Raw genomic sequence first — 23,415 nt, forward strand, 5'->3', positions numbered from 1 at the left:
AGCGCCTATCCTTTGCGGACAGGCGCTTGTTTCAGTTGGCTTGCTCGATGTCGTCTGATTGATCCTTTGCTTTGCGGAACCGCTCACGGACGAGATAGATGACGGTCAATCCGACCAACCATGGAATCCCGAACTTGAGCAGGATATTGAAGTCGGTGAACCATGTTGTGATCATTAGGCTGAGCAACAGTCCGGCACCGAGTAACGGCAAGAACGGGTAACCGATCATGCGGACCGGTAATTTGCGCCCTGTCCATTTCTTACGGAAGAACAAGTGGGAGACGAATACCATGAACCATGTGAAGATGGCTCCGAACATCGAGATGCCCATCAAGAATGGATACGATGTTTCCATGAACACTTGAAGTAGTGCTGCGAGAATGATCCCGCCTGTTGAGACGAGCAAGGCGGGCATTGGAATCCCGCTAGCGCTGACTTTTTTAAAGATGCGCGGAGCATCACCGGCCTCGGCGAGGGAATACATCATTCGCGTTGAAGCGTAGAGCTGTGCATTCATCGCCGACAAGGCGGCGATCAAGATGACAAAGTTCAAAATGCCGGCTGCGCCAGGCACGTCGAATTGTTGCATGACGAGAACGAACGGACTTTGATCGATGCCGGCCTGTTGCCACGGGATGAGCATGAGCATGATGCCAATCGTGATGAGATAAAAGAACGTCAGACGGAACACAGTCGCGCGCAACGCTTTCGGTACGGCGCGGTCCGGGTCTTTCGCTTCGCCGGCCGTGACGGCGACGAGCTCGGTCCCGAGGAAACTGAAGAGTGAGATGAAAATCGTCACCCACATCCCGTAAAACCCGAAGGCGAAGAAACCTTCATCGCCGGTCGTGATCGATTCGATTGGTGAACCGGGTTGACCGAACAGCGTGGCGGCACCGAGGACGATAAACAGAATGATGGCCGTCACTTTGATGAACGACAACCAGTATTCAGTTGTCCCAAACGTATGGACGTGCCGGGCGTTGACGTAGATGAGCAATCCGCCGAACACGGCGACCCAGACAAATCCGTTCACATCAGGGAACCAGTACCGCATATAGATGGCGATCGCGCTCACTTCGACGCCGATGGCGAGGACGTTGGCGACCCAGTACGAGTAGCGGACCAAAAAGCCGGCGAGCGGATGGACATAGCGCTCGGCGATTGTGCCGAATGAGCCAGAGGTCGGATGAGCGACGGTCATCTCAGCGAGACAACCCATCAGTAACAGTACGATGAACGCCCCGATGGCGTAACTGACGAGCACGCTCGGTCCTGCCGTTTGGATGGCGAGACCGCTTCCGAGGAAGAGCCCCGTCCCGATGGCGCTACCGAGCGAAATCATCGTCAACTGCCGCGTGGACAGTTCACGTTTTAATTTGCTAGTTTCCAAAGTTAATTCTCCTTTAGTTGAGTGAAGTGTTGTTGGGGACGACTATAGCAGACAAAAAAAACAAGTGTCAACTCGCGAAATCGTAAAAGACGGCATCGATTCGGCCGCACCTATAGAAGCAAAGTTTTTTTACACGCTTTTGTTTGACAGGAGGTAATCCGCCCTGTATAGTACGAGTTAACTTAATTGAAACGAATAAAGGCGTCGACGAAGAGAAGTAACGACGGTCCCCGCATGACAGAGAGCTGATGGTTGGTGCGAATCAGTATGCGGGACGTCGCGAATGGACTTCCGAGCTCTAAACCGAAACTTCTAGTAGGCTTTAGCGGGTCACCCACCGTTACCATGGGAAAGCGGATGTTTGTCCGTGAAGTGGGTTCTACGGAACCAACGAAGGTGGCACCACGGGGTTACTCGTCCTTCTCATAGCGCAAGCTATGAGTCGGGCGGGTAACCCTTTTTCGTTTCAACACATCATAAATCAGTGATTGAGAAGAGTAGCGTGAACAAGTCTCGTTCAGAGAGCTGGGGGTGGTGGGATCCCGGCCGAGGCCGTCACGTGAATGGGCTCATGAGAGCATGGCTGAACCAAGTAGGTCATGACGGTTTCCTCCGTTATCGGGATACGATGTGATAGCATCGGAAAGTGGGATCAATCGATCCAACGAGAGGTGGCACCGCGGTCCAAACCGTCCTCCATACGACAGACGTCGTATGGAGTTTTTTTTATACACAAAATGCTTGAGGAGGAACGGACATGTTAACACGACTATTGACGAACCCATTGACGACGAACGAAATGAAACTGGCGGCGGCCGAGCTGTTCCAAGCCGATGAAGCGCAAATCGCCGAGGTGTTACTCGCCATGAAAGCGCGCGGTGAGACGGCTGAGGAGATGGCCGGACTCGCTGACTATATTCGTGAGGCGGCAACGTTCCCCGAGACGGCGCTTCCTGTGCTCGACGTCTGTGGCACGGGCGGGGACGGGGCGAACACGTTCAACATCAGCTCGACGGTCGCGTTCGTCTTAGCGGGGCTAAACATCCCAGTCGCCAAACATGGGAATCGCAGCGTGTCGAGCCGGTCAGGCAGTGCCGACGTCCTCGAGTCATTAAATATCCCCATCGTCCAAAGTCATGAGGCGATGCTCGCCGACCTCGAGCGGACGAACTTAAGTTTCTTGTTCGCCCAACACATCCATCCGGTCATGAAACATGTCATGCCGGTCCGGAAACGACTTGCAACGGCGACTATCTTTAATCAAATCGGCCCGTTGACGAACCCGCTCAAGCCGAAGCGGCAATTGATCGGCGTGTACCATCCATCGCTCATCGAGAAGATGGCGACGGCGATGCGCCACCTCGGCGTCGAGCGCGGCATGGTCGTCCATGGGGCAGGCGGGCTGGATGAAGCGAGTCTCGCCGGAAGAAACGACGTCTTGTTCTTCAACGGCGACAAAGTGGCCCGCTACACCGTCGACCCGCTCGACGTCGGATTGATGCGCGCTCCGCTGTCGGCCTTGCAAGGCGGGACACCAGCTGAGAATGCGGCGACGCTCCTGGCCGTCTTGAGCGGAGAGCAGGGACCAGCGCGAGACGTCGTCTTATTGAACGCCGCGCTCGCCCTCTGCACATATGGGACGGTCCAGACGCTTCGCGAAGGCGTCGCGGTGGCAACGGCAAGCATTGATGAAGGGCACGCCATCCGCGTGCTCAAACAACTACAACGAACGGAGGTTGGCGCATGAGCTACTTGACGAAAATCATCGGAACGAAAATCGAAGAGGTCAATCAAATGGAAGACATCGAGGTGACGCGGACGCTCGCCATCTCATTACCGCTTTTAATGAAGGACGGCTTTCATGTCATCGCCGAAATTAAGCGGTCCTCCCCGTCAAAAGGCGTGATTCGCGAAGAAGTGGACGTCGTGAGCCGGGCCCGCACGTATGAACAGGCAGGGGCGACAATGATTTCCGTTTTGACGGATACGACCTACTTCAACGGTTCGTTCAACGACTTGCGTGATGTCGCGGCCGCTGTCGAGATCCCAGTCCTCTGCAAAGACTTTATCATCGATGAACGACAGCTCGACCGGGCGAAGGCAGCTGGAGCGAGTGCGGCACTGCTGATTGTCGCGGCGCTCCATCCGAGCCGGCTCCATACGTTAAAACAGTATGCGCGGTCCATCGGCCTCGACGTGCTCGTCGAAGTGCATGATGAGGCCGAGCTTCAGACGGCGCTCGAACTGGGCGATGTGTTGATTGGCATCAACAATCGAAACTTGAAGACGTTCGAGGTCTCGCTCGACACGTCGGTCGACTTGATGACGAAGTATCCAGATGTCGCGTTCGTCAGCGAGAGCGGCGTCAGCACAGGCGATGCGGCCCGTCGGTTACAGACGGCCGGGGCCCGAGCGATTCTCGTCGGAGAAGCGCTCATGCGACAGGACGACCCGACACCCTTAATCGAGGAGTTGACATCATGTTCGTTAAAATATGTGGACTGAAAACTGAGGCTAGCGTGACTGTCGCTGTCGAGGCCGGAGCGGACGCCATTGGGTTCGTCTTTGCGGATAGCCCGCGCCAAATCGACATCGCGACGGCGCAGCGGCTTCGGGGGTTCATACCGGAAGATGTCCGAGTCGTCGGCGTGTTTCTCGATCCAACAGCCAAAGAGGTCGAAGCTGCCGTCGCTTGCGGGTTGACCGATATCCAATTGCACCGTCGGACACGGCCGCTTGAAACGTTCCGTCAGTTCGGTCTCCCGATTGTCGAAGCGGATCACCAGTCAGAGGCCGACGTCATTTTACTCGACGCACCGACACCGGGTAGTGGGCAGACGCTCGATTGGGCGAAGCTCGAACGGCCGCAGCAGACGTTTTGGCTCGCCGGTGGATTGAACGTCGACAATGTCGGTGCGGCGATTCGCGCCATGCGACCGGACGGTGTCGATGTCTCGAGCGGTGTGGAGACGAACGGACAGAAAGATCACGATAAGATTCGCGCGTTCATCCGACGCGCCAAGGAGGAAGCATCATGTATACACAACCAGTGAACGGAAAGTTTGGACCATATGGCGGAAAATATATCCCTGAGACGCTCATGCAAGCAGTCGAAGAGCTCGAAGTGGCTTACGAGGAAGCGAAACAAGACCCTGAATTCCAGGAACGCTTCAATGATCTCCTCAGCGAATACGTCGGTCGAGAAACGCCACTCTATTATGCGGAGAACATGAGCCGCCGCCTCGGGACGAATGTCTATTTAAAACGAGAAGATTTGAACCATACCGGTGCCCATAAAATCAACAACACAATCGGCCAGGCGCTCCTCGCCAAACGAATGGGCAAACAAAAGGTCGTCGCCGAAACAGGCGCCGGACAGCACGGAGTCGCTACGGCGACGGTATGTGCGCTGCTCAATCTCGAATGTACGATTTTCATGGGTGAGGTCGACGTCGAACGTCAAGAGTTGAACGTATTTCGAATGGAGTTACTCGGTGCGAAAGTCGTTCCCGTTAAGTCGGGGAGTCGAACGTTAAAAGATGCCGTCAACGAGGCGCTCCGTTACTGGGTCAAACATGTCGATGACACACATTACGTGATGGGGTCGGTGCTCGGACCGCACCCGTTCCCGACGATGGTCCGCGATTTCCAAAGCGTCATCGGGACAGAGACACGTCGTCAAGTGCTTGAGAAGACAGGGCGTCTCCCTGACGCGGTTGTCGCCTGCGTCGGCGGCGGTAGCAATGCGATGGGCATGTTCTATCCGTTCTTGAATGACGAAACAGTCGCCTTATACGGTGTCGAGGCAGCAGGGAGCGGTGTCGACACGGACAAGCATGCGGCAACGCTCACTAAGGGCGAGGTCGGGGTGCTTCACGGGTCGCTCATGTATGTGCTCCAGAACGCAGCCGGGCAAATCCAGGAAGCCCACTCGATTTCGGCCGGACTCGATTATCCGGGTGTCGGACCAGAACACAGCTTCTTGAAAGATATCGAACGGGTCCGCTACGCGGCGGTCACGGACGAGGACGCACTCGCAGCCTGCATGTCGCTCAGCCGCCAAGAAGGGATTATTCCGGCACTTGAGTCATCGCATGCGCTCGCATATGCGGAAACGCTCGCCCAAACGATGGACGAGGACGACGTGCTCGTCATCTGTCTATCTGGTCGCGGGGATAAGGATGTTCATACGATTCGAGAAAGGGTGACTCAATGATGAGATTAGATGAAGCGATTCGACAGCGGAGTGAAGGGACGGCGTTCGTCCCGTACATCATGGCCGGGGACGGCGGACTCGATCACTTGATTCCGACGATTGAACGGCTAGAAGCGATGGGAGCGACGGCCATCGAACTCGGGATTCCATTCTCGGATCCGGTGGCAGACGGTCCCATCATCGAGGCTGCTGGAATGCGCGCCCTCGAACAAGGTGTGACGTTGACGGACGTGTTGAACCGTTTAATAGAAGGAACGGGTCGTTTTTCGGTGCCAATCGTCTTGATGACGTACTTGAATCCGGTGTTCCGATTCGGGGTCGAGCGTTTCTTCGAGCGGGCGGCAGCGTCTGGGGTCAGCGGCGTCATCATTCCCGATTTGCCGTTTGAAGAGAGCCTCGATTTGTTCGCTGGCATCGATCGTCACGGAGTCGCGGTCGTACCGCTCGTCACGTTGACGAGCAGTCAGACCCGCATCGACACGATTCTGGATCAGGCGGAAGGATTCGTCTATGCGGTGACGCTCAAAGGGACGACCGGGAAGACAGACGTATTCCCTGATGAGTTACTCGAGCACTTGCGTTCGTTGACGGCACGTTCGCCCGTACCGGTGCTCGCCGGTTTTGGTGTCCATCGCACTGATCAGGTCCGGACGCTCGGGTCAGCCTGTGACGGGGTCGTCGTCGGTAGTTTCATCGTCGAGGCGCTCCATGCGGGACGTGAACAGGACGTGGCCACGTTGATTGCATCGGCGCGGACGGTCAACGCAAAAAAATAAGGGTCGTGCCGAGGCACGACCCTTATTTATTCTTCGATTTCGATGGTGCGGGTGCTCGAGCCGTCATCGGCTTTCGGTACGGTCAAGTGGAGCACGCCGTCTGACAGTTTCGCTTTGATGGCATCTTCTTTCACGTTCGGTAGATAGAGTGAACGTTGCATCGATGTGACGCGGCGTTCCCGATAGACGTAGTCTTTGTCTTCTGCTTTCTCTTCACGTTGGTCGACCGAGAGGATAAGATAGTCTTTGTCGTAGCGGATGTGAATGTTATCTTTTTTGATGCCTGGCATCTCGGCCTCGATGACGTATTGGCCGTCCTGGTCCCGGACGTCGAGTTTGAACGAGTCGAGGAACGACGTCGCGCCGTCTTTCGGATCGAACAGTTGATTCATCCGATCAAAGACGTCGCCGAACAAATCTTTGCGCAATCGATCGAGCTCGTTCTTCCGGAATGGCGTCAAATCGAACATACAAATTCCCCCTTCAAAAAACGGACAGAGTAGAAGTGTTGTCACTTTTACTCTCTCCGTTTTTAGCTAAGGATAAACGTAATTGACGTGACAGTTCGATGAAGAAAAGAGGGTCACAATTCGACGCGTTCTAACCCGTCTTCCCCGAACTTGCGGTCGAGTTGGTCGTGACGATACGTCGAGGCGAGGACGTATAACAAGTCGCCTGGCTCGATTTTCGTCTGGCCCGTCGGCGGGATGAGATAGTCTTGACGGACGATTGCATTCACGACCGTGTTCGGTGGCAAGGTGATATCGGCGAGCGTTTTGCCAATCATTGATGATTCTTCGGTCGCCACGTAAGGGACGAGCTGATGTTGCGATTGCTTGCTCGAGACGAGTGCGATCGTATAGGGCGATCGAATTTTATCCGGTCCGAGCAAATCGAGTTTCGCCGCGAGCGGTGTTAATGTCGTTCCTTGAATCAAGGCACTCGTCACGACGACGAAGAAGACGGCGTTGAAAATCAATTGGGCGTTGTCGATGCCTGCGATGAGTGGGAACGTAGCGAGGACAATCGGCACGGCGCCTTTCAGTCCGGCCCACGAGATAAACAGTTTCTCTTTATTGGTGAACTGCATGTTGATCGTTGATAAATAGACGGCGATCGGACGGGCGATGAACATGAGGATGAATGAAATCAACAATCCTTTCCAGATGAGCTCCGGGTCGAGCAACTGTCTTGGAAAGACGAGCAGTCCAAGGATGACGAACATGATGATTTGCATAATCCAAGCGAGTGCCTCTGAGAATTGAACGATGGTTACTTCGTGGGCTGTGTGCGCATTCCCGACAATTATCGCGGCGAGATAGACGGCAAGTAGTCCGCTGCCGGCAAAATAGGCGGCGACACCGTATGTCATAAAGGCCATTGAGATCATGAGGACGGCATGCAGACCGCTCGACTCGAGTCGCAAGTGGTTCAACATGAGTCGGGACAAGTTTCCGAGGAAATAACCGACGAACGCACCGACGATGATTTGTAGGATGAACATCCAAACACCGTCCCAAATCGTCGTGTCGGGTTTTAACATAAAGTCAAGGGCGAGAATCGTTAAGAACATCGCCATCGGGTCATTCGTGCCGGACTCGGCTTCGAGTGTCGAGCCAACTTTCGGTGAGATGTTCTTTCCTTTGAAGGCCGCGAAGACAGCGGCCGCATCAGTGGAGCCAATAATGGCACCAAATAGGAAAGATTCTACCCAATCGAAGCCGAATACGAAACGAACGGCCACGGCGACGAGAGCGGTCGTCAATAAGACGCCGATTGTGGCGAGTGAAGCAGACGGGGCGAGTACGCTCCGGATGGACGACCATTTCGTCTGTAAGCCACCTTCGAATAAGATGACGACGAGGGCCGCGACCCCAATCATTTGAGCAAGATTGGAGTTATCAAAGAAGATGAGACCAGTCACATCGCTGCCCATGAGCATGCCGATACCCATGAACAAAATCAAGGCAGGCAAACCGAACCGCGTCGATACGCGTGTGGCCAACACACCGGCGACGAGGAGTAACCCGAACAACAAAATTAAGACATCTGTACTTAAAATCGAACCATTCAAACACATCACTTCCTTTTAGAAATTAATTACTTTTCGCTATATTATTAAGTTCATTATACCATGAAACCGTTATGAATTAAGAAATAAAGCATCATAAATTATGCACATTGGAATAATCGGATATGAATGTGGTACAGTAGGGGCATCAAAAAGGGGGATTCACATGGCTAAAATTCACGTGCTTCATGAAAACAACGAATGGACCGATCACCTCGTGAAGCGACTCGAGGAATTATCACTGCCGTATGAGCTGTGGCATCTTGATCAAGGGACGATTGATCTCATGGCAGAGCCGCCGGAAGGTGTGTTTTATAACCGGATGAGCGCGTCGTCGCATACACGCGGTCACCGCTACGCGCCGGAATTGACGGAAGGGGTGCTTGCTTGGCTCGAAGCGAACGGACGAACGGTCTTCAACGGGACACGGGCGATTCGGCTCGAAGTGAGCAAAGTCAATCAGTATACGGCGCTTCAACGAGAAGGGATTTGTGTACCGAAGACGGTGGCAGCCGTCGGGAAGACGCAAATCATCGAGGCGGCCGAGAAGCTCGGTATGACACCGTTCATCACCAAACATAACCGCGCCGGCAAAGGACTCGGTGTCCAACTGTTCCATTCGATTGATGCGTTGAAGGCTTACGTCGAGGGTCCGACGTTCGAGGAATCGATTGACGGGATTACGCTCATCCAACAATATATCGAGGCGCCGAAACCGTACATCACACGCTGTGAGTTCATCGGCGGTACATTCGTTTACGCGGTGCGTGTCGACACGTCAGACGGCTTCGAGCTCTGCCCGGCCGATGCCTGCTCGATTGAAGACCAGTTTTGCCCGGTCGGCGAGACGCCACCGGCGAAGTTTGAAATCGTCGAAGGTTTCCATGACCCGATTATCAAACAGTTGGAAACGTTCCTTCGAAACAATGAGATTGCGGTCGCCGGGATTGAAATCATCGAAGATGCGGACGGGAACGTATACGCGTATGACGTCAACACGAACACGAACTATAACTCAGACGCCGAAGTGAAAGCAGGGCAGTACGGTATGCTCGAGCTCGCGACGTTCCTTGGGGACGCCTTGGCGGTCACGACGAAATAAAGACAGAAGAAAGGGTCAGGCTTTTGCCTGACCCTTTCGCTGTGTATGTTGTAATTGCTGTTCAAATCGAAGTTGGACTAGTTCTGCCGTCGGTGCCATTCGTTCGATGAACGAATCTAAACGTTTCGCCGTGTCTCGATCTGATTCCTTGAACACGCGCATCGTTGTTCACCTCATTGATCATTGTATTGTTGCTTCTAACACAATCATTCCCGAGGCGAGATGCGCATAAACCTCGATTAACCGAGGAATGTGCCAAGTTCTTCTTTTGGAAGAATGTTTCCGACATAAAAGTCGCCGAACTCGCCGTATTTGGCGCTGACTTCATCGAAGCGCATCTCATAGACGATCTTTTTGAATTGGAGCGAGTCCTCCGCGAAGAGCGTGACGCCCCATTCCCAACCGTCGAAACCGGTCGAGCCGCCGATGAATTGTTGAATCTTGCCGGCATAGTTGCGGCCGATCATGCTGTGGCGATACATGAGGTCTTTGCGCTCATCCATCGATAGCGTATACCAGTTGTCCCCATCGCGACGAGCCTTGCTCATCGGATAGAAGCAAATGTGGGCCGCTTTCGGGAGTGTCGGATAGAGGCGGGCCCGGATGTGTGGGTTCTCGTACGGGTCACCGTCGCCCGAACCACGGTACATGCCGAGTTCGATCACCGACACATACGAATAACTTGGAATCATATAATCGTACAATCTCGTCTTCCGAAGAGCGAGCTCGACTTGCTCGAGCTCTTTGAACGTCGGACGAAGGACCATCAAGACGACGTCCGCTTTCTGGCCAAGGATGGAATAGAAAGCATGACTTCCTTCGCCGCGCGTCTCGACATCTTCGAGTGAGCCGAGGAAAGCGACGAATTCGTCAATCATCTCTTGACGGGTAGTTGGATCGACCGCCTTCAAGCGAGTCCAATCGATTGATCGGAAATCATGGAGCGTATACCAACCGTCTAACGTGGCGGCTGCGTGTTGCGTTTCGGTTGTCGGTGTTGGTGCTGGACGTTCTGACATAAAAAAACTCCTTTCGAGACTAGGCTTCGCTGACTATTTTACCATACACGATTGACCGCCTGGCAAATTTGACGCCGTCGTGAGGATAGTCACATGTCAACACCGGGTATAAACATAACGTGTGTGCTTAGTGAAAACGGCTTCACGATGGGCTGTATCAGTCGGAAATGGTAAACTGTTCTATTCATATAATGATTGATTTCAAGCGATTTATGACGAAGTGGGCAGAATAGTTTATTTTAAAAAACGTACTGTGTATAATAAAACTCGCATATGGACGAGAGCGTCCGAGAGAGAAAAAATCCGATTTCTTCTAATCGAAAAGGAGTTCATTCACTATGAAACTATTTGACACGTTGAAACAAAAAGTCAGCCCGATTCGCCCGACCATCGTCTTAGCGGAAGGGATCGATGAGCGCGTCCTCGGCGCAGCCGTTCGTTTGAAACAGGACGGTATGGTCGAACCAATCGTTGTCGGACCAAAAGCTGAAATCGATGCGGTCGCAGCAAAACACGGCTTTGATATCTCAAACTTGACGCAGTATGACCCAGCGACATACGAAGACATCGACACACTCGTCGAGTCGTTCGTCGAGCGCCGCAAAGGCAAAGCGACACCGGAACAAGCACGTGAGTTGTTGACGTCAGATGTGAACTACTTCGGAACGATGCTCGTCCACACAGGAAAAGCAGAAGGTCTCGTCTCAGGCGCGATGCATGCGACGGCCGACACGGTTCGTCCGGCCCTTCAAATCATCAAGATGCAAACAGGCATCAAAAAGACGTCAGGCGTCTTCATCATGGTACGCGACGACGAGCAGTACGTCTTCTCGGACTGCGCGATCAACATCGCACCGGATGCGGCTGACCTCGCCGAGAACGCCTACTTGTCAGCGTTGACAGCGAAGACGTTCGGCATCGAGCCGCAAGTCGCGCTTCTCAGCTTCTCGACAAAAGGCTCAGCGAAGTCGCCAGAGACAGAAAAAGTCATCGAAGCGACACGTCTCGCCAAAGAGAAGGCACCGAACCTTCCGATCGACGGCGAACTTCAATTCGATGCGGCGTTCGTTCCGAGCGTAGCGGCGAAGAAAGCACCAGGCTCTGAAGTAGCCGGAAATGCGAACGTGTTCGTCTTCCCAAGCCTAGAAGCCGGAAACATCGGCTACAAGATGGTTCAACGTTTCGGTGGATTCGAAGCGATCGGACCGATCCTTCAAGGTCTCAATAAACCGGTCAACGACTTGTCGCGCGGCTGTAACGAAGAGGACGTCTACAAATTGACGCTCATCACAGCGGCACAAGCCATCGACGAGCGCAACGAAGCATAAGTCGCGAGCATCCTTCCTGAGCGGAGGATGCTTTTTTTGTGGTCACATTGTAAACTATTGGGAAAGGAGGAGGTTGTGTGGGGGCAATTACGTTACCGGAAGGACATCGTTACGCCATGTTCGGCGGCGGGGATGATAATCCGATTAAAACGTATTATGAAGGCGTGTTCGAAGCGGTCTTTATCGTGTTTCATCCATTTCTCATCCCAATCGACGACGCGACCGCAACTGACCGCTATCTCGAGATGGACAAAAACGAAGTAGAATTGCAATTTCGGGCTATTACATGGGAAGAAATGCGGCAAAAGCTTGGTTTCCATGATGTGAGCCGTATCGATCATGCGCTCCGGACGATGATTGGGGCGCTGAAACCGCACGCCGAAGACCAAGACGGTGCGAGTCGACTCATTGAATACTGCGAGCGCGAGAATATACTTCCGCCAAGCGAAGGTGAGCTATCGGATTTTCTAGAGAATCGAGTGTTACGGGTACTTCTAGAGATGGGAGAAGGATGGATCTGGAGCGGAGATGAATTCTGTATGGAGCGGCATCTCATCCATCTTCGTGAGACGTTAGTTGCCGACACGTGGGGGATGCAACATCGGACGTTTTTTAGTTACAACCATGAGTGGCTCATCGTACCGCCTTGGGATAGCCACTTCACCATGTTTTGTGGCCGTCGTGCTTGGATCGAGCAGGTTGTCGAGCGATGCGAACTCGAAGGGTTCTATTGTGATGATGAAACGACGATCAATTGGAGTTTCTCTGAACGAAAACTGAGGTAAACTAGTAGGGGACAACACTTTTAAGGGGGAACTAGCATGCAAAGCATCCATGCAACTGAATTACGCGAAAAGCTCGAGAACGGCGAATCGCTCCATATTATCGACGTGCGCGAACAAGACGAGTACGATGCGGGCCACATCCCGCACGTGCCGCTCTATCCGCTGTCTGAATTCCCAGAGGTGGCGGACAAGCTCGCAAAAGACAACGTCTATTACATTATTTGCCGTTCAGGCGGGCGCAGTCAGACGGCGGGTGACTATTTGGAGTCGGAAGGCTATAAGGTCGTCAACGTCGAAGGTGGCATGCTCGCATGGGACGGCGACATCGAGGCGTGATGCTCGACAATCCATGGGTCGTCATTCCGCTGTTGATCGCGCTCTATTTGACCGTCTATACGTTCGTCAAACGAGTCGATAGCGATAAATGGCGGCTCGTCTGGGCCGTCTGGCTCATCGTCATCGTCATGTTGTTGACGATTCGGCTCGTCCAAAGTCTATAGAAAAACGAGTGAGGCCCGTAAAGGCTTCACTCGTTTTTTAGTTGTCGCGCTTATCGAAAGTGATTGAAGCGATCGCATCGTGTTGGTGAATCGACTCTTCGTTGCGACATTCAACGAAGAAATTGACGACTTGTTTCATTTCGTACAAATCAGCTGCGATCAAGCGGACCATATCTTCCACGAAACGTGGGTTTTCATACGCGATTTCCGTCGCACGTTTTTCATCCGGACGTTTGAGGACAGGATGAAGCGGAGCCGATGCGTTCGACTCGGCTGCCTCAAGAAGTGCGAGACGCCAGTCAAAGCCGTCAAGTGATGCTTCGTCGAGACCGGCTTCGATTGTAATGTAACCACGTTGGTTGTGGGCGCTGTACTCGCTGATTTCTTTCGAGCATGGGCAAAGTGTCGTCACGTTGATGACGAGACCGACTGTCACGCTAGCCATGCCTGTCTCGAGGTTGTACGTCACGTTGTGCATGACGTCCGCGTTCATGAGACCGCTGAGACCTGTGGCTGGTGCTTTCCGGCTGAAGAACCATGGGTAACGGACCGTCAATTGGCCTTCCGTCTGTTCCATACGCTCGGCGAGTTCTTGTGCGAACTCGATGAGCGAGCGGTTCGATAACGTCCAACCTTCTGTGTGGTACGCGTCGAGCTGTTCAGTGAGACGTGACATGTTGATGCCTTTACGGTCTTGGACGAGCGAAGTCGTCAACTCGAACGTGGCGACCGTCGCTTGGATGCCGTCTGGCGTCTCAATGTTGACAGGGTGTTTGACGTTTGAGATGCCGACGCTGTCGAGCGCGAACAAGAAGTTTTTAGGTGTATTTTGTAGATCGACCATTTGTTCTTTTTCAGTCGGCTTCGTGCCTTTGATGGGCGGGACCGAACCGAATAATTTATGTCGTTCTGCTTTAGTAGGTAAAGCGACATGGCTTGTAGACATAATCGGATTCTCCTTTTTTGAGAGGGCAAATGACTGCCACTCGTTCTTGTTAGGATTTTATCACGAAATGTACATCAACCGGGTACCATTTTGCTCTCTGAACATGCTTTGAACGTGCTCGTGAATAAAAAAACTTCAGCAATTGAAGAAAAGAAGATTGATTTCGATATGAATCGGGAATAAAATGTTCCTGTGAACTTAAAAAATAGATCACTGTTAAATATGAAGGAACACAACAAAAAAAGGGGATGTTTTTAATGGATTGGCAGTTAATTCTGCAGTACGCCTGGATCATCGTCGTACTCGTCGGTCTAGAAGGGCTACTTTCTGCAGACAACGCACTCGTCTTGGCGGTCATGGTCAAGCACTTGCCGCGGACAGAACAGAAGAAGGCACTATTCTATGGCTTGCTTGGAGCGTTCGTTTTCCGCTTCATCGCATTGTTCTTGATTTCATTCTTAATCAACGTCTGGCAAGTCCAGGCGCTCGGTGCGCTTTACCTGATTGGAATGAGTGCACGACATCTGTATATGACCTATAAGGCACGTAAGGTGGAGCCGAAACAAGATCTCGCCGCTGAGGCGAAAGAAGAGACGGCTGTCACAGAGAAGCCGGTCACGAAGAAAGAGTTCTGGTTGACGGTTGCGAAAGTCGAGTTTGCTGATATCGCCTTCGCGGTCGATTCGATTCTCGCAGCGGTCGCGCTCGCGGTCAGCTTGCCGCCGCTCGGTCTCGGTGAAATCGGTGGGATCGACTCTGGTCAGTTCTTCGTCGTCTTGACAGGTGGACTCATCGGGGTCATCTTGATGCGTTTCGCTGCTCGAATTTTCGTCAAGCTGTTGCATCAACGTCCGACACTTGAGACAGCCGCCTTCATCATCGTCGGCTGGGTCGGTGTGAAGTTGACGGTGCTCGTCCTTGAACACCCTGGCTTCAAGGAATTGATTGCCGGTACACCGTTCGCGTTCATGGGTCTTCCGGACGGCTTCGTCCACTCGACGGCGTGGACCGTGTTCTTCTGGTCGGTCATGGTCGGTATCGCGGTATGGGGTTGGTTCTCTTCAAAACCGACAGCCGCTGCCAAACATTAAAAAAATGGTCTCTCGCCTTTGAGCGAGAGACCATTTTTCATGCGGTCACGTCTTGTTTCTCGTAAATCGGCACCCAGCCCTCTGTCGTCACGAAGATGCGGACGGCGACGACTTTGCGGTCGTCTTGGAGCGTGAAGTAGTGGCGCGTGTTCACCGGCACCGAGATGAGGTCGCCGGGGTTGAGCTCGATGTTGAAGTAGCCACGCTCGGCGTCATCGATGGCGAAGATGCCATGGCCGCTGACGATGAAGCGGACCTCGTCATCCGTATGATGGTGCTCCTTTTGGAAGTTGACGAGCAATTCGTCCAAGTTCGGCGTCGCGTCTGACAATGAGATGACGTCTGCCGTCTCATAGCCGCGGCGCTCCGATACATCACGAATCTCGTCACGGAACGTCGACAAGATCGCTTGTTTGTCCTCGTCCGTCAACTGATAGTTCTCTTGCAGGTTTTCCGGGAGCTTTGTGATGTCCCACTGCTCATATAAAATCCCGCGAGACTCTAAAAAGGCGCTCACTTCAGTTTGATCGACGTAACGCTCTTCGGTTTGTTGGAAATAGACAGTTGCCATGGTTGGTTCCTCCTTATGAATGGACGCCTAGGGCGCGTAGTTTTAATGTATAGCTGAACAAGAACTCGTAAGCCTCTAAATAGCGTTTGGCCGCGGCCGGGGTCTCGCCCCAGACGGTGATGCCGTGATTGCGAATGAGGACGGCACCGGCGTTTGCGTGAATGTGAGGGGCGAAAGCGGCCGCAAGAGTCGGAATGTCCGCATGGTTCTCGATAATCGGTACGCGGACGACCGCATCCTCGTCCCAGAAGCCGAGCGCTTTGATGATTTCTTGACCGGTGAAGACGACTTCGCCGGTGGCGGCATGGAGCTCGGAGATGACATTATTGTCGACCGTATGGACATGGAGCGAACACGTCGCATCCGTCCGATTGAACACTTCGACATGTAGCAGCGTCTCGGCGGATGGTTTTCCTGTCTGTTCGCCGATTAAGCGTCCGCCCGCATCGACATGAACAAAGTCGTCTGGCGTTCGTTTCCGTTTATCGCGTCCACTCGCCGTGACGAGAAATTCGAGCGGGTCGTCAGAGACGCGAATCGCCAAATTCCCACTCGTTCCGGGGAACCAGTCGCGGGCGGCGAGTTCGTCTTTAATCTCGGCCAGTTCAAGCCAACGTGCCGTAAGGCTCATACGGCCACCTCCTTCAAATGATGGGTGATGTCGTCAAACGTCTCGAACGGGGCGTAACGGATGCCTGCGTCTTCGCAGAGCGTGATGAGTTGACCTCGGGCGTAGACGAAGTCGGCACGCTTCGCGACCTCGAAGTCGGTCACCGAGTCGCCGATGACGATTAAGCGGTCGGCGGGATTGACGATGCGGCGAGCGAGCGTCGGCTTGCAACAGCCGCAATCGTTCGTGCACTGTTCGTCGCAAGCGTGCGACCACGTGACGGTTACCGTCTCAGCAGAGAAGTCGGCGACGTTGCAGTAGATATGCTCGGGGTCGACGTGGCCTGCTAAAATTGGATGGACGAAAAAGTCCATCCCGCCGCTGACGACGTCAAACTTCCAGCCGTGGGCCCGAACTTGTTCTAAAAATGCCGGGAACCCTTGGCGGAGCGTGATCCGCTCCAACAAATAATCACGGTAAGCCGGGGCAGCCGCGCTCGGCAATAGTTGAAACAGTTGACCGACGCCGGAGCGGATTGAAATCCGTTGCTCGAGGACCGCATCTTTCAACTCGACCCAAGCCGGCGGGGCGAACGCTTTCATCAAGGCGATGATATTGTCTTCCGCCGTGATCGTCCCGTCGAAGTCGCACAGGATATGGATCGTCATCGCGACGCCCACGCCTTCAACGCGGTATCGAGCTCGTCCGTCTGTCCTTCGGTTTGATCGAGGACGTGAGCGATGGCTTGTCGGAAAGCACGAGCCCCGGCGGCTGCGCCATCCGGGTGTCCGTGAATGCCACCGCCGGCGTTGATGACGACATCTGTCCCGAAATCACGAATGATATCCGCGACGAGTCCCGGATGAATCCCGGCTGATGGGACCGGTAAAATCGGTTTCGACCAATGCGGTTCGGCGCTCTGGTCACGAATCGCGAACGCCTCGTCACGCGGTGTCGCGAGGGAGCCATACGGAGACGGGAAGAGCGTCAAATCGGCCCCGGCGAGGCGTGGGAGTTTACCGAGTAAGAGCGAATGACTGATGGACCCGGTCAAGGCGCCGGCAAAGGCCGGGTGAGCCAAAATCGGCACACGGATGTCTGGGTCGTTCGCAAGTTCGCGCAGTGCGTCAAGACCGTACGTATAGACGTTGAATAGAAGCGCCGTCGCACCGGCCTCAATCAGCCGGAGTGCCTGGTCGCGCAGAGCGAACACAGGACCGCTCAACGTGATGGCATAGAGGACACGCTTCCCGGTCGCCTCAAAGTGCGCTTGAATGACGGCCGCTCCGATGCGGGCCCGTTCGAGCGATGGGGTGAGCGGGTTGTCGTATAAAATTTCGTCGTCTTTGACGATATCGATGCCTCCGGCAAACTGATCGCGGAGTTGCTGCTCGAGAAACGCGAGGTCACGGCCGATGACACCTTTGAAGATGCTCATGACGAGCGGGCGATCATGGACACCGAGCAAATCGCGAATCCCTTCGACGCCGAACTTGGCGCCTTTGAAATGAGGCGCGAGCGTCTCGGGCAACGTCAAATCGATTAACCGGATTGAATCGTCGAGGGACAGTTTCCCGAACGTCGTCGTCAAGATGGATGATAAGTCAGGGCTGACATTATGTAACGGGTAGCGGATCGTGAAGCGGCTCGTCGTATCCGTATGTGTGGTCGACACGACCTCACCCCGGTACGCCTGTAACTGCTCTTGCTCTAAGTGAGGCAGCTCCGTCCAAGTACCGACGGTCAGCTCGAGGGCGATTTTGTCGGCGACGGTCGCGACCGCGTCCGTTCGTTTGATTTCATATGTGGCAGTGATACTCATATGGTTCCTCCTTCCAGGCAAACAAAAAATGACCCCATGCCGAGGCAAGAGGTCATCATAAAAAATGAACTCTTATCTCTCAGCTTTCGCTGCAAGAATTAGCACCGTGCCATCTCTGGTCGGTTGCTGCGACATCATCGGGCTCGTCCCTCCGTCTGCTCTTGATAAGAATGTGATTTGAAGTTGTGAAATTTAATTGAATTTTTGCACAGAATCGTCACGTCGTCAATTCCTTTTTTTCCAAAAAAAATATTTTGGGGAGTTGTTTCCATATATGCACAAAAAAAGACGGAGGTGCACGGAGAAAATGACGTTGACAATTGTGACGTCAAGTCCGTAATATTCATCACATAAGTTCACCGAATCGAATAAACCACTCTTATCGCGAGTTGGCAGAGGGAATTGGCCCGATGACGCCGCAGCAACCGACCACTAGGCACGGTGCTACATCCACCAGACGAATGTCTGACAGATGAGAGGAACAACCATTTTGGCTGTGCCTCTTTCTCGCGGAGAAAGGGGCTTTTTTTGTGGGCAACTTACAGGAAGGGGAAAACATCATGTCATATCAACCATTTACAGAACAGACCGTCGTCGAGCACGTCCGTCAACTAGGATACTTGCAAGAAGGAATCGCCGAGTGTGAGGAAATCGGGGACGGTAACTTGAATCTCGTGTTTCGGATTCGCCAAGGCGAACAGCGCCTAATCGTCAAACAGGCGCTCCCATACGCCAAAGTTGTCGGCGAGAGCTGGCCGCTTACGCTCGAACGGGCATGGATTGAACAGTTGGCACTCCGTGAGTTTGCGAACGTGGCGCCGCGTTTCGTCCCGGACGTCCTCGGCAGCGACCGGACGCTCGCCTACACGATTTTAGAAGATCTGTCTGATTATGAGATTGTCCGCACCGGTTATTTGAAGGGGGAGAGCTATCCGGAACTCGCGCGTCATGTCGGTGAATTTTTAGGAGAGACGCTGTTCGCGACGTCGGATTATGCGGCCGGACCAATTGCGAAGAAGCGGATTGAACGTGACTATTACAATCCGGAACTGTGTGACATCACCGAGAAGCTCATCTTCACCGACCCGTTCAAAGACGCAGAGTCGAACAACATCGAGGCGGCGCTTCGAAAAGATGTCGAACGCCTTTGGCAAGACCAGGCGCTGAAGGTCGAGGTGACGAAACTGAAAGTCGGATTTGTCACGAAACATGAGGCGCTTCTGCACGGTGACCTACATACGGGCAGCATCTTCGCGACCCAACAAGAGACGAAAATCATCGATCCAGAGTTCGCATTTTACGGACCGTTCGGCTTCGACCTGGGCCAAATCATCGCCCATTTGACGCTGTCGACGTTCTATGACCCGTTCAAACGCTTCGAACGTTTCACAGACGTCTTGACGGTGTGGGAGACGTTTGAGAAGACGTTCCGGGCCAACTTTGAGCGCGCCGTCGAACCGTTCAACACGGACGGTTTTGTCGACGAGTTGTTGCGGACGATCTTCAGCGACACGATCGGCTACGCCGGTTGCGAACTCATTCGCCGTGCCGTCGGACTCGCCGGTGTCGCCGATCTCGAGACGTTGCCGGAAGCGACGCGGCTCGAACGAAAACGTGACGCGCTTGCCCTCGGGACGGCGCTCATCAAAGAACGCCACAGCGTCGAATCGATTGACGACTTGGTGACGCTTTTGTCGGGGGTGCGCGTATGACGGTCCAAAACATCCGCTTTAATTCGCAAACGGACGAACTCATCCTATTGGATCAGACGTTGTTGCCGCACGAAGAGCGTTACGTGACAATCGAGACGCTTGAACAGGCCGAACATGCCATCGAGACGCTCCAAGTCCGCGGCGCCCCGGCCATCGCTTATTTCGGAGCGTTCGTCCTCGCCAAAGAGGCGGGCCGGTTAATCGATGACCCGGACTTCACGCGTCGGCTCGAACTCGTCGGACGCCGCTTGATTGCGACCCGGCCGACAGCGGTCAATTTGCAAAACGTGATTGAATCGCTCCTTGATTTAAATGTCGGGGACGACTTTGAGGCGATTGCCGAGGAAATCAAACGGCGCGCCATCGCTTTGTACGACCGGGACGTCGATACGTATCGGGCCATCGGCGAGCATGCACTGACGGTGTTGCCGGCCGGAGGGAACGTGTTGACGATTTGCAACGCCGGTGCCATCGCGACATCGCGATACGGCACGGCGCTCGCGCCGTTTTACGTCGGAAAAGAACAGGGCGTATCTTTCAACGTCTTCGCCTGTGAGACGCGGCCGCTCCTGCAAGGGGCACGCCTCACTGTCTGGGAACTCGACCGGGCCGATATCGACGTGACGCTCATCACAGACAATATGGCGGCTTGGACGATTCAGTCAAAACGAGTCGACGCCATCATCGTTGGAGCCGACCGTATCACACGGACGGGTCACGTCGCCAATAAAATCGGGACGTTGCAGCTCGCCGTCCTTGCCAAACATTACGGCATTCCGTTCTACGTCGCGGCGCCGCATTCGACGTTCGATTTGACGGCGGATGACACGATTGAAATCGAGGAGCGGAACCCGTCAGAAGTGACACATATCGGCGGTCAACCGACGGCACCCGTCGGCATCACCGTCTTCAATCCGGCGTTCGACGTCACCACACCGGACCTCATCACCGGACTCATCACCGAGGCGGGTGTGTTCGAACCGACAGAGGCCGCCATCACACATCATGTAGGGGGAACGATTCATGTCTAAAAAACTATTGATTTTGTTATTCACATTCGTCTTGGCGCTCGTCGGTTGCACGAACGAGCAAGCGGCCCCATCGAAGCCGGCCGAGAAGACGGCAGAGACCAAACCCGTCTCGGTATCGAACGGGACGTTGCCGAAAGATATCGATGTCGCCCTCATCATGCAGATGTCGATTGGCACGTTCTCGTCGCAGTATATCAATGGGGTGACGGAACAGGTCGAATCGTTCGGCGGCAACGTGAAAGTGTACAACGCCGACAACGATCTGTCGAAGATGGCGAGCTACGTCGACACGGCGACGACGCAAGGCGTCGATGTCATCTTGATTGACCATGGCCGCGCCGATGCGTTGAAAGAACCGGTCCAACGTGCACTCGACAAAGGCATCAAAGTCGTCGCATTCGACAACGATTTGACGAACGAAGGCGTGACGGTCATCGACCAGGACGACTATTCGCTCGCCTGGCGTTCGCTCAAGGCACTCGCCGAAGATTTGGACGGTGAAGGCAACATCGTCACGATTTGGGTCGGTGGCTTCACACCGATGGAACGACGCCACACGATTTATGATGCGTTCTTGAAACGCTACCCAGGCATTACGGAAGTCGCCAAGTTCGGTTCGGCGACGAATAATACGGCGCTCGATACACAGAGCCAGATGGAAGCGATTTTGAAGAAGTATCCGGAAGGCGAGATTGATGCCGTATTCGCGATGTGGGACGAGTTCGCTAAGGGTGCGAGCCGTGCCATCAAACAAGCCGGACGTGATGAAATCGCTGTCTATGGCATCGATTTGAGTGACGAAGACCTTCAACTCATGCAAGAGGACGGCAGCCCGTGGAAAGTGACGGCGGCGACCGATCCGGCTGAAATCGGACGCATCCAAGTCCGGTACGCGTATCAAAAATTAGCGGGTGAAGAGACGCCGTCGATTCATTCGGTCGATCCGTATCTCGTCGATCGTGACGTCTTGCCGGACGAGAAAGTGACGATGGACGACCTCGGCCAATACGTCCCGAACTGGGGCGCATCAGACGCGGCCTGGTCGGACTGGATGAAAGGGACAGACTGATGTTACGGCTCGAACGTGTCACGAAACGTTACGGCGACGTCACCGTGCTCGAAGATGTCAGCTTCACGCTCCGTCGTGGCGAGATTCATGGCTTGCTCGGGTTGAACGGGGCCGGAAAAAGCACGCTCGTCAAGCTGTTGAGTGGCGCCATCATCCCGACGTCTGGGACGGTCGAGCTCGACGAGACGGCGGTCACACTCACACCGGCCGAGGCGATTCGCCGCGGGGTCATCACGGTGTCGCAAGAAGTCGATGACGCTCTCTATCTCGATTTACCGATCTATGAGAACGTCGTGCCGTGGCAGGCGGTCGAACGGATTCGTCCTCGCGAACTAAAACAGCGAGCAGCTGTCTATTTGGAACGCGTCGGATTACAGATTGACGTGACCGAACCGGTCGGGCGTTTCCCGCTCAGCGTCAAACAACGTGTCTTGATTGCCCGGGCACTCGCGAGTGATGCGGCCTACCTCTTGCTCGACGAACCGACGGCCGCACTGTCGACAGATGACGCGGCAGCACTGCTTACGTTATTGCAATCGCTCGCAGAAGAAGGCGTCGGCATTCTTCTCATCACTCACCGGTCAGATGAACTGTCGCGCGTCACCACGACGACGACGTTCCTCCGGGATGGGCGCATCGCTTACGAAGGGCCATTTCAGGCATTGTCAGAACGGGATATCCATACGTATTTGAGCGGATCCGACATGGCAGAAGCGTTAGAGAAAGCCGTTCCGGAAACCGAGATCCGGATTCAAGCCGACCTCACGTTACCGACGTTCGGAACCGAGTTGTCGTTCACGGCATATAAAGGCGAAGTCGTCGGCATTGGCGGCGTCACCGGGAGCGGGAAGACGGAGTTGATCGAGGCGCTATTCGGTCTCTCCGGTGTCGAACAACAAGTGACGTTGGACGGGAAACCGCTCAAGATTCGTGAACCGCGTCAGGCAGTCCGGTCCGGATTTGCCCTCGTACCAGAAGAACGCCGGAAACAGGGGCTTTTCCTCGACGATTCGATTGAATGGAACGTCCTCGCGATTGAAGGGAAGGCGAACGCGATCACACGCGTATTGGCCTCGCTGCGAGTGAAATACGACCAGGTCGGGCAACCGGTCCGAGAATTGAGCGGCGGGAATCAACAAAAAGTCGTCCTCAGCAAATGGCTCCTCGAGGACCGGGACGTCTATCTGCTCGACGAACCGACGAAAGGTGTCGACGTGACGGCGAAACGGGACATTTATGAACTCGTCACCCGCCTTGCCAAAGACGGGAAGACCGTCATCTTCACATCGAGCGAACCGCATGAATTAGAATTGGTCGCCAACCGGACGCTCTGGCTCGACCGCGGCCGTTGGCAACAGAAAGGAGGCGTCTAA

The 23,415-nt window shown here is 54.2% G+C and carries 25 protein-coding genes, 2 riboswitches and 2 other annotated features; of the genes, 15 read left to right on the forward strand and 10 right to left on the reverse strand.

The window, feature by feature from the left end:
* Positions 1 to 31: 31 nt before the first annotated feature.
* Complete coding sequence (locus tag KNP81_RS05745) at positions 32 to 1,393, reverse strand: amino acid permease (protein ID WP_082665751.1); 1,362 nt, start codon at positions 1,391 to 1,393, stop codon at positions 32 to 34.
* A 195-nt stretch (positions 1,394 to 1,588) separates the two neighbouring features.
* Positions 1,589 to 1,818: a binding site (T-box leader), on the forward strand.
* 50 nt (positions 1,819 to 1,868) lie between these two features.
* Positions 1,869 to 2,093, forward strand: a binding site (T-box leader).
* Positions 2,094 to 2,150: 57 nt separating this feature from the next.
* Between KNP81_RS05745 and trpD the strand changes: the two genes are divergently transcribed.
* From trpD to trpA, 5 genes are read left to right on the forward strand one after another with little or no spacing between them, the layout of a single operon-like run.
* On the forward strand, positions 2,151 to 3,140 hold the full coding sequence (trpD, locus tag KNP81_RS05750; protein ID WP_214719143.1) for an anthranilate phosphoribosyltransferase: 990 nt from the start codon (positions 2,151 to 2,153) through the stop codon (positions 3,138 to 3,140).
* On the forward strand, positions 3,137 to 3,898 hold the full coding sequence (gene trpC, locus KNP81_RS05755; RefSeq protein WP_214719145.1) for an indole-3-glycerol phosphate synthase TrpC: 762 nt from the start codon (positions 3,137 to 3,139) through the stop codon (positions 3,896 to 3,898). Before trpD ends, trpC begins: the two co-directional genes overlap by 4 nt.
* Positions 3,874 to 4,446 carry a phosphoribosylanthranilate isomerase gene (locus KNP81_RS05760; protein WP_214719147.1) on the forward strand — a complete coding sequence of 191 codons (573 nt, stop codon included), beginning with the start codon at positions 3,874 to 3,876 and terminating at the stop codon, positions 4,444 to 4,446. Before trpC ends, KNP81_RS05760 begins: the two co-directional genes overlap by 25 nt.
* Positions 4,428 to 5,609, forward strand: coding sequence for a tryptophan synthase subunit beta (trpB, locus tag KNP81_RS05765; protein ID WP_214719149.1), 1,182 nt, complete (start codon positions 4,428 to 4,430; stop codon positions 5,607 to 5,609). The genes KNP81_RS05760 and trpB overlap by 19 nt, the downstream gene beginning before the upstream one ends.
* On the forward strand, positions 5,609 to 6,385 hold the full coding sequence (trpA, locus tag KNP81_RS05770) for a tryptophan synthase subunit alpha (protein WP_214719150.1): 777 nt from the start codon (positions 5,609 to 5,611) through the stop codon (positions 6,383 to 6,385). Before trpB ends, trpA begins: the two co-directional genes overlap by 1 nt.
* Positions 6,386 to 6,411: 26 nt before the next feature.
* On the opposite strand, the gene KNP81_RS05775 is transcribed toward trpA, so the two are convergent.
* Together KNP81_RS05775 and KNP81_RS05780 are read right to left on the reverse strand one after the other, a co-directional pair.
* Complete coding sequence (locus KNP81_RS05775; RefSeq protein ID WP_214719152.1) at positions 6,412 to 6,855, reverse strand: Hsp20/alpha crystallin family protein; 444 nt, start codon at positions 6,853 to 6,855, stop codon at positions 6,412 to 6,414.
* 113 nt (positions 6,856 to 6,968) lie between these two features.
* Positions 6,969 to 8,465, reverse strand: a complete 1,497-nt coding sequence (locus KNP81_RS05780; protein WP_214719154.1) for a potassium/proton antiporter — start codon at positions 8,463 to 8,465, stop codon at positions 6,969 to 6,971.
* A gap of 157 nt (positions 8,466 to 8,622) precedes the next feature.
* Here KNP81_RS05780 and KNP81_RS05785 point away from each other — a divergent pair, with 157 nt between their 5' ends.
* Positions 8,623 to 9,558, forward strand: a complete 936-nt coding sequence (locus KNP81_RS05785; RefSeq protein WP_214719156.1) for an ATP-grasp domain-containing protein — start codon at positions 8,623 to 8,625, stop codon at positions 9,556 to 9,558.
* 15 nt (positions 9,559 to 9,573) lie between these two features.
* Here the strand turns inward: KNP81_RS05785 and KNP81_RS05790 are convergent, their stop codons facing one another.
* Together KNP81_RS05790 and hemQ are read right to left on the reverse strand one after the other, a co-directional pair.
* Complete coding sequence (locus KNP81_RS05790) at positions 9,574 to 9,720, reverse strand: hypothetical protein (protein ID WP_021066006.1); 147 nt, start codon at positions 9,718 to 9,720, stop codon at positions 9,574 to 9,576.
* A gap of 77 nt (positions 9,721 to 9,797) precedes the next feature.
* Entirely contained in the window at positions 9,798 to 10,577 is a 780-nt protein-coding gene (gene hemQ, locus KNP81_RS05795; RefSeq protein ID WP_214719158.1) for a hydrogen peroxide-dependent heme synthase, read from the reverse strand.
* Positions 10,578 to 10,915: 338 nt separating this feature from the next.
* On the opposite strand from hemQ, the gene pta reads away from it, so the two are divergent.
* The 4 genes from pta to KNP81_RS05815 all read left to right on the forward strand — a co-directional run bounded on the left by pta (position 10,916) and on the right by KNP81_RS05815 (position 13,190).
* Complete coding sequence (gene pta, locus KNP81_RS05800) at positions 10,916 to 11,905, forward strand: phosphate acetyltransferase (protein ID WP_214719160.1); 990 nt, start codon at positions 10,916 to 10,918, stop codon at positions 11,903 to 11,905.
* Between the two features lie 77 nt (positions 11,906 to 11,982).
* Positions 11,983 to 12,690, forward strand: coding sequence for a DUF2711 family protein (locus KNP81_RS05805; protein WP_214719162.1), 708 nt, complete (start codon positions 11,983 to 11,985; stop codon positions 12,688 to 12,690).
* Between the two features lie 36 nt (positions 12,691 to 12,726).
* Positions 12,727 to 13,026, forward strand: a complete 300-nt coding sequence (locus tag KNP81_RS05810) for a rhodanese-like domain-containing protein (protein WP_214719164.1) — start codon at positions 12,727 to 12,729, stop codon at positions 13,024 to 13,026.
* Positions 13,002 to 13,190, forward strand: a complete 189-nt coding sequence (locus tag KNP81_RS05815; RefSeq protein ID WP_214719395.1) for a hypothetical protein — start codon at positions 13,002 to 13,004, stop codon at positions 13,188 to 13,190. The genes KNP81_RS05810 and KNP81_RS05815 overlap by 25 nt, the downstream gene beginning before the upstream one ends.
* Positions 13,191 to 13,227: 37 nt before the next feature.
* Here the strand turns inward: KNP81_RS05815 and folE2 are convergent, their stop codons facing one another.
* Positions 13,228 to 14,136 carry a GTP cyclohydrolase FolE2 gene (gene folE2 / locus KNP81_RS05820; RefSeq protein WP_214719165.1) on the reverse strand — a complete coding sequence of 303 codons (909 nt, stop codon included), beginning with the start codon at positions 14,134 to 14,136 and terminating at the stop codon, positions 13,228 to 13,230.
* A 257-nt stretch (positions 14,137 to 14,393) separates the two neighbouring features.
* Here folE2 and KNP81_RS05825 point away from each other — a divergent pair, with 257 nt between their 5' ends.
* On the forward strand, positions 14,394 to 15,227 hold the full coding sequence (locus KNP81_RS05825) for a TerC family protein (protein WP_214719166.1): 834 nt from the start codon (positions 14,394 to 14,396) through the stop codon (positions 15,225 to 15,227).
* Between the two features lie 37 nt (positions 15,228 to 15,264).
* Here KNP81_RS05825 and KNP81_RS05830 read toward each other — a convergent pair whose 3' ends face one another.
* From KNP81_RS05830 to KNP81_RS05845, 4 genes are read right to left on the reverse strand one after another with little or no spacing between them, the layout of a single operon-like run.
* Positions 15,265 to 15,798: a 1,2-dihydroxy-3-keto-5-methylthiopentene dioxygenase gene (locus KNP81_RS05830; protein WP_021066014.1), complete on the reverse strand. Its 534-nt coding sequence runs from the start codon at positions 15,796 to 15,798 to the stop codon at positions 15,265 to 15,267.
* Between the two features lie 13 nt (positions 15,799 to 15,811).
* Positions 15,812 to 16,429 carry a methylthioribulose 1-phosphate dehydratase gene (locus KNP81_RS05835; protein WP_128123584.1) on the reverse strand — a complete coding sequence of 206 codons (618 nt, stop codon included), beginning with the start codon at positions 16,427 to 16,429 and terminating at the stop codon, positions 15,812 to 15,814.
* On the reverse strand, positions 16,426 to 17,076 hold the full coding sequence (locus KNP81_RS05840; protein WP_214719169.1) for a 2-hydroxy-3-keto-5-methylthiopentenyl-1-phosphate phosphatase: 651 nt from the start codon (positions 17,074 to 17,076) through the stop codon (positions 16,426 to 16,428). Before KNP81_RS05840 ends, KNP81_RS05835 begins: the two co-directional genes overlap by 4 nt.
* On the reverse strand, positions 17,073 to 18,230 hold the full coding sequence (locus tag KNP81_RS05845) for a 2,3-diketo-5-methylthiopentyl-1-phosphate enolase (RefSeq protein WP_214719171.1): 1,158 nt from the start codon (positions 18,228 to 18,230) through the stop codon (positions 17,073 to 17,075). The genes KNP81_RS05840 and KNP81_RS05845 overlap by 4 nt, the downstream gene beginning before the upstream one ends.
* A gap of 69 nt (positions 18,231 to 18,299) precedes the next feature.
* A riboswitch (SAM riboswitch) is annotated at positions 18,300 to 18,401 on the reverse strand.
* Positions 18,402 to 18,606: 205 nt separating this feature from the next.
* A riboswitch (SAM riboswitch) is annotated at positions 18,607 to 18,709 on the forward strand.
* 81 nt (positions 18,710 to 18,790) lie between these two features.
* Here KNP81_RS05845 and mtnK point away from each other — a divergent pair.
* From mtnK to KNP81_RS05865, 4 genes are read left to right on the forward strand one after another with little or no spacing between them, the layout of a single operon-like run.
* On the forward strand, positions 18,791 to 19,942 hold the full coding sequence (gene mtnK, locus KNP81_RS05850) for an S-methyl-5-thioribose kinase (protein WP_214719173.1): 1,152 nt from the start codon (positions 18,791 to 18,793) through the stop codon (positions 19,940 to 19,942).
* Positions 19,939 to 20,973, forward strand: coding sequence for an S-methyl-5-thioribose-1-phosphate isomerase (gene mtnA, locus KNP81_RS05855; RefSeq protein WP_214719175.1), 1,035 nt, complete (start codon positions 19,939 to 19,941; stop codon positions 20,971 to 20,973). The genes mtnK and mtnA overlap by 4 nt, the downstream gene beginning before the upstream one ends.
* Positions 20,966 to 22,042 carry a sugar ABC transporter substrate-binding protein gene (locus KNP81_RS05860; protein ID WP_214719177.1) on the forward strand — a complete coding sequence of 359 codons (1,077 nt, stop codon included), beginning with the start codon at positions 20,966 to 20,968 and terminating at the stop codon, positions 22,040 to 22,042. The genes mtnA and KNP81_RS05860 overlap by 8 nt, the downstream gene beginning before the upstream one ends.
* A complete protein-coding gene (locus KNP81_RS05865; RefSeq protein WP_214719179.1) occupies positions 22,042 to 23,415 on the forward strand; it encodes a sugar ABC transporter ATP-binding protein in 1,374 nt (457 codons plus the stop codon). Before KNP81_RS05860 ends, KNP81_RS05865 begins: the two co-directional genes overlap by 1 nt.

The sequence above is a fragment of the Exiguobacterium sp. s149 genome (genome assembly GCF_018618395.1).
GTDB classification, from domain to species: Bacteria; Bacillota; Bacilli; order Exiguobacteriales; family Exiguobacteriaceae; genus Exiguobacterium; species Exiguobacterium chiriqhucha.

Excerpts from the sequence above, each read along its gene's own strand:
- KNP81_RS05785 (WP_214719156.1), top strand. The coding sequence starts at position 8,623 with ATGGCTAAAATTCACGTGCTTCATGAAAACAACGAATGGACCGATCAC.
- folE2 (WP_214719165.1), bottom strand. The coding sequence starts at position 14,136 with ATGTCTACAAGCCATGTCGCTTTACCTACTAAAGCAGAACGACATAAA.
- trpA (WP_214719150.1), top strand. The coding sequence starts at position 5,609 with ATGAGATTAGATGAAGCGATTCGACAGCGGAGTGAAGGGACGGCGTTC.
- KNP81_RS05865 (WP_214719179.1), top strand. The coding sequence starts at position 22,042 with ATGTTACGGCTCGAACGTGTCACGAAACGTTACGGCGACGTCACCGTG.
- mtnK (WP_214719173.1), top strand. The coding sequence starts at position 18,791 with ATGTCATATCAACCATTTACAGAACAGACCGTCGTCGAGCACGTCCGT.
- trpD (WP_214719143.1), top strand. The coding sequence starts at position 2,151 with ATGTTAACACGACTATTGACGAACCCATTGACGACGAACGAAATGAAA.
- KNP81_RS05790 (WP_021066006.1), bottom strand. The coding sequence starts at position 9,720 with ATGCGCGTGTTCAAGGAATCAGATCGAGACACGGCGAAACGTTTAGAT.
- KNP81_RS05835 (WP_128123584.1), bottom strand. The coding sequence starts at position 16,429 with ATGAGCCTTACGGCACGTTGGCTTGAACTGGCCGAGATTAAAGACGAA.
- trpC (WP_214719145.1), top strand. The coding sequence starts at position 3,137 with ATGAGCTACTTGACGAAAATCATCGGAACGAAAATCGAAGAGGTCAAT.
- KNP81_RS05760 (WP_214719147.1), top strand. The coding sequence starts at position 3,874 with ATGTTCGTTAAAATATGTGGACTGAAAACTGAGGCTAGCGTGACTGTC.
- hemQ (WP_214719158.1), bottom strand. The coding sequence starts at position 10,577 with ATGTCAGAACGTCCAGCACCAACACCGACAACCGAAACGCAACACGCA.
- KNP81_RS05815 (WP_214719395.1), top strand. The coding sequence starts at position 13,002 with ATGGGACGGCGACATCGAGGCGTGATGCTCGACAATCCATGGGTCGTC.
- KNP81_RS05860 (WP_214719177.1), top strand. The coding sequence starts at position 20,966 with ATGTCTAAAAAACTATTGATTTTGTTATTCACATTCGTCTTGGCGCTC.
- KNP81_RS05825 (WP_214719166.1), top strand. The coding sequence starts at position 14,394 with ATGGATTGGCAGTTAATTCTGCAGTACGCCTGGATCATCGTCGTACTC.
- KNP81_RS05845 (WP_214719171.1), bottom strand. The coding sequence starts at position 18,230 with ATGAGTATCACTGCCACATATGAAATCAAACGAACGGACGCGGTCGCG.
- mtnA (WP_214719175.1), top strand. The coding sequence starts at position 19,939 with ATGACGGTCCAAAACATCCGCTTTAATTCGCAAACGGACGAACTCATC.
- pta (WP_214719160.1), top strand. The coding sequence starts at position 10,916 with ATGAAACTATTTGACACGTTGAAACAAAAAGTCAGCCCGATTCGCCCG.
- KNP81_RS05840 (WP_214719169.1), bottom strand. The coding sequence starts at position 17,076 with ATGACGATCCATATCCTGTGCGACTTCGACGGGACGATCACGGCGGAA.
- trpB (WP_214719149.1), top strand. The coding sequence starts at position 4,428 with ATGTATACACAACCAGTGAACGGAAAGTTTGGACCATATGGCGGAAAA.
- KNP81_RS05775 (WP_214719152.1), bottom strand. The coding sequence starts at position 6,855 with ATGTTCGATTTGACGCCATTCCGGAAGAACGAGCTCGATCGATTGCGC.
- KNP81_RS05830 (WP_021066014.1), bottom strand. The coding sequence starts at position 15,798 with ATGGCAACTGTCTATTTCCAACAAACCGAAGAGCGTTACGTCGATCAA.
- KNP81_RS05780 (WP_214719154.1), bottom strand. The coding sequence starts at position 8,465 with ATGTGTTTGAATGGTTCGATTTTAAGTACAGATGTCTTAATTTTGTTG.
- KNP81_RS05810 (WP_214719164.1), top strand. The coding sequence starts at position 12,727 with ATGCAAAGCATCCATGCAACTGAATTACGCGAAAAGCTCGAGAACGGC.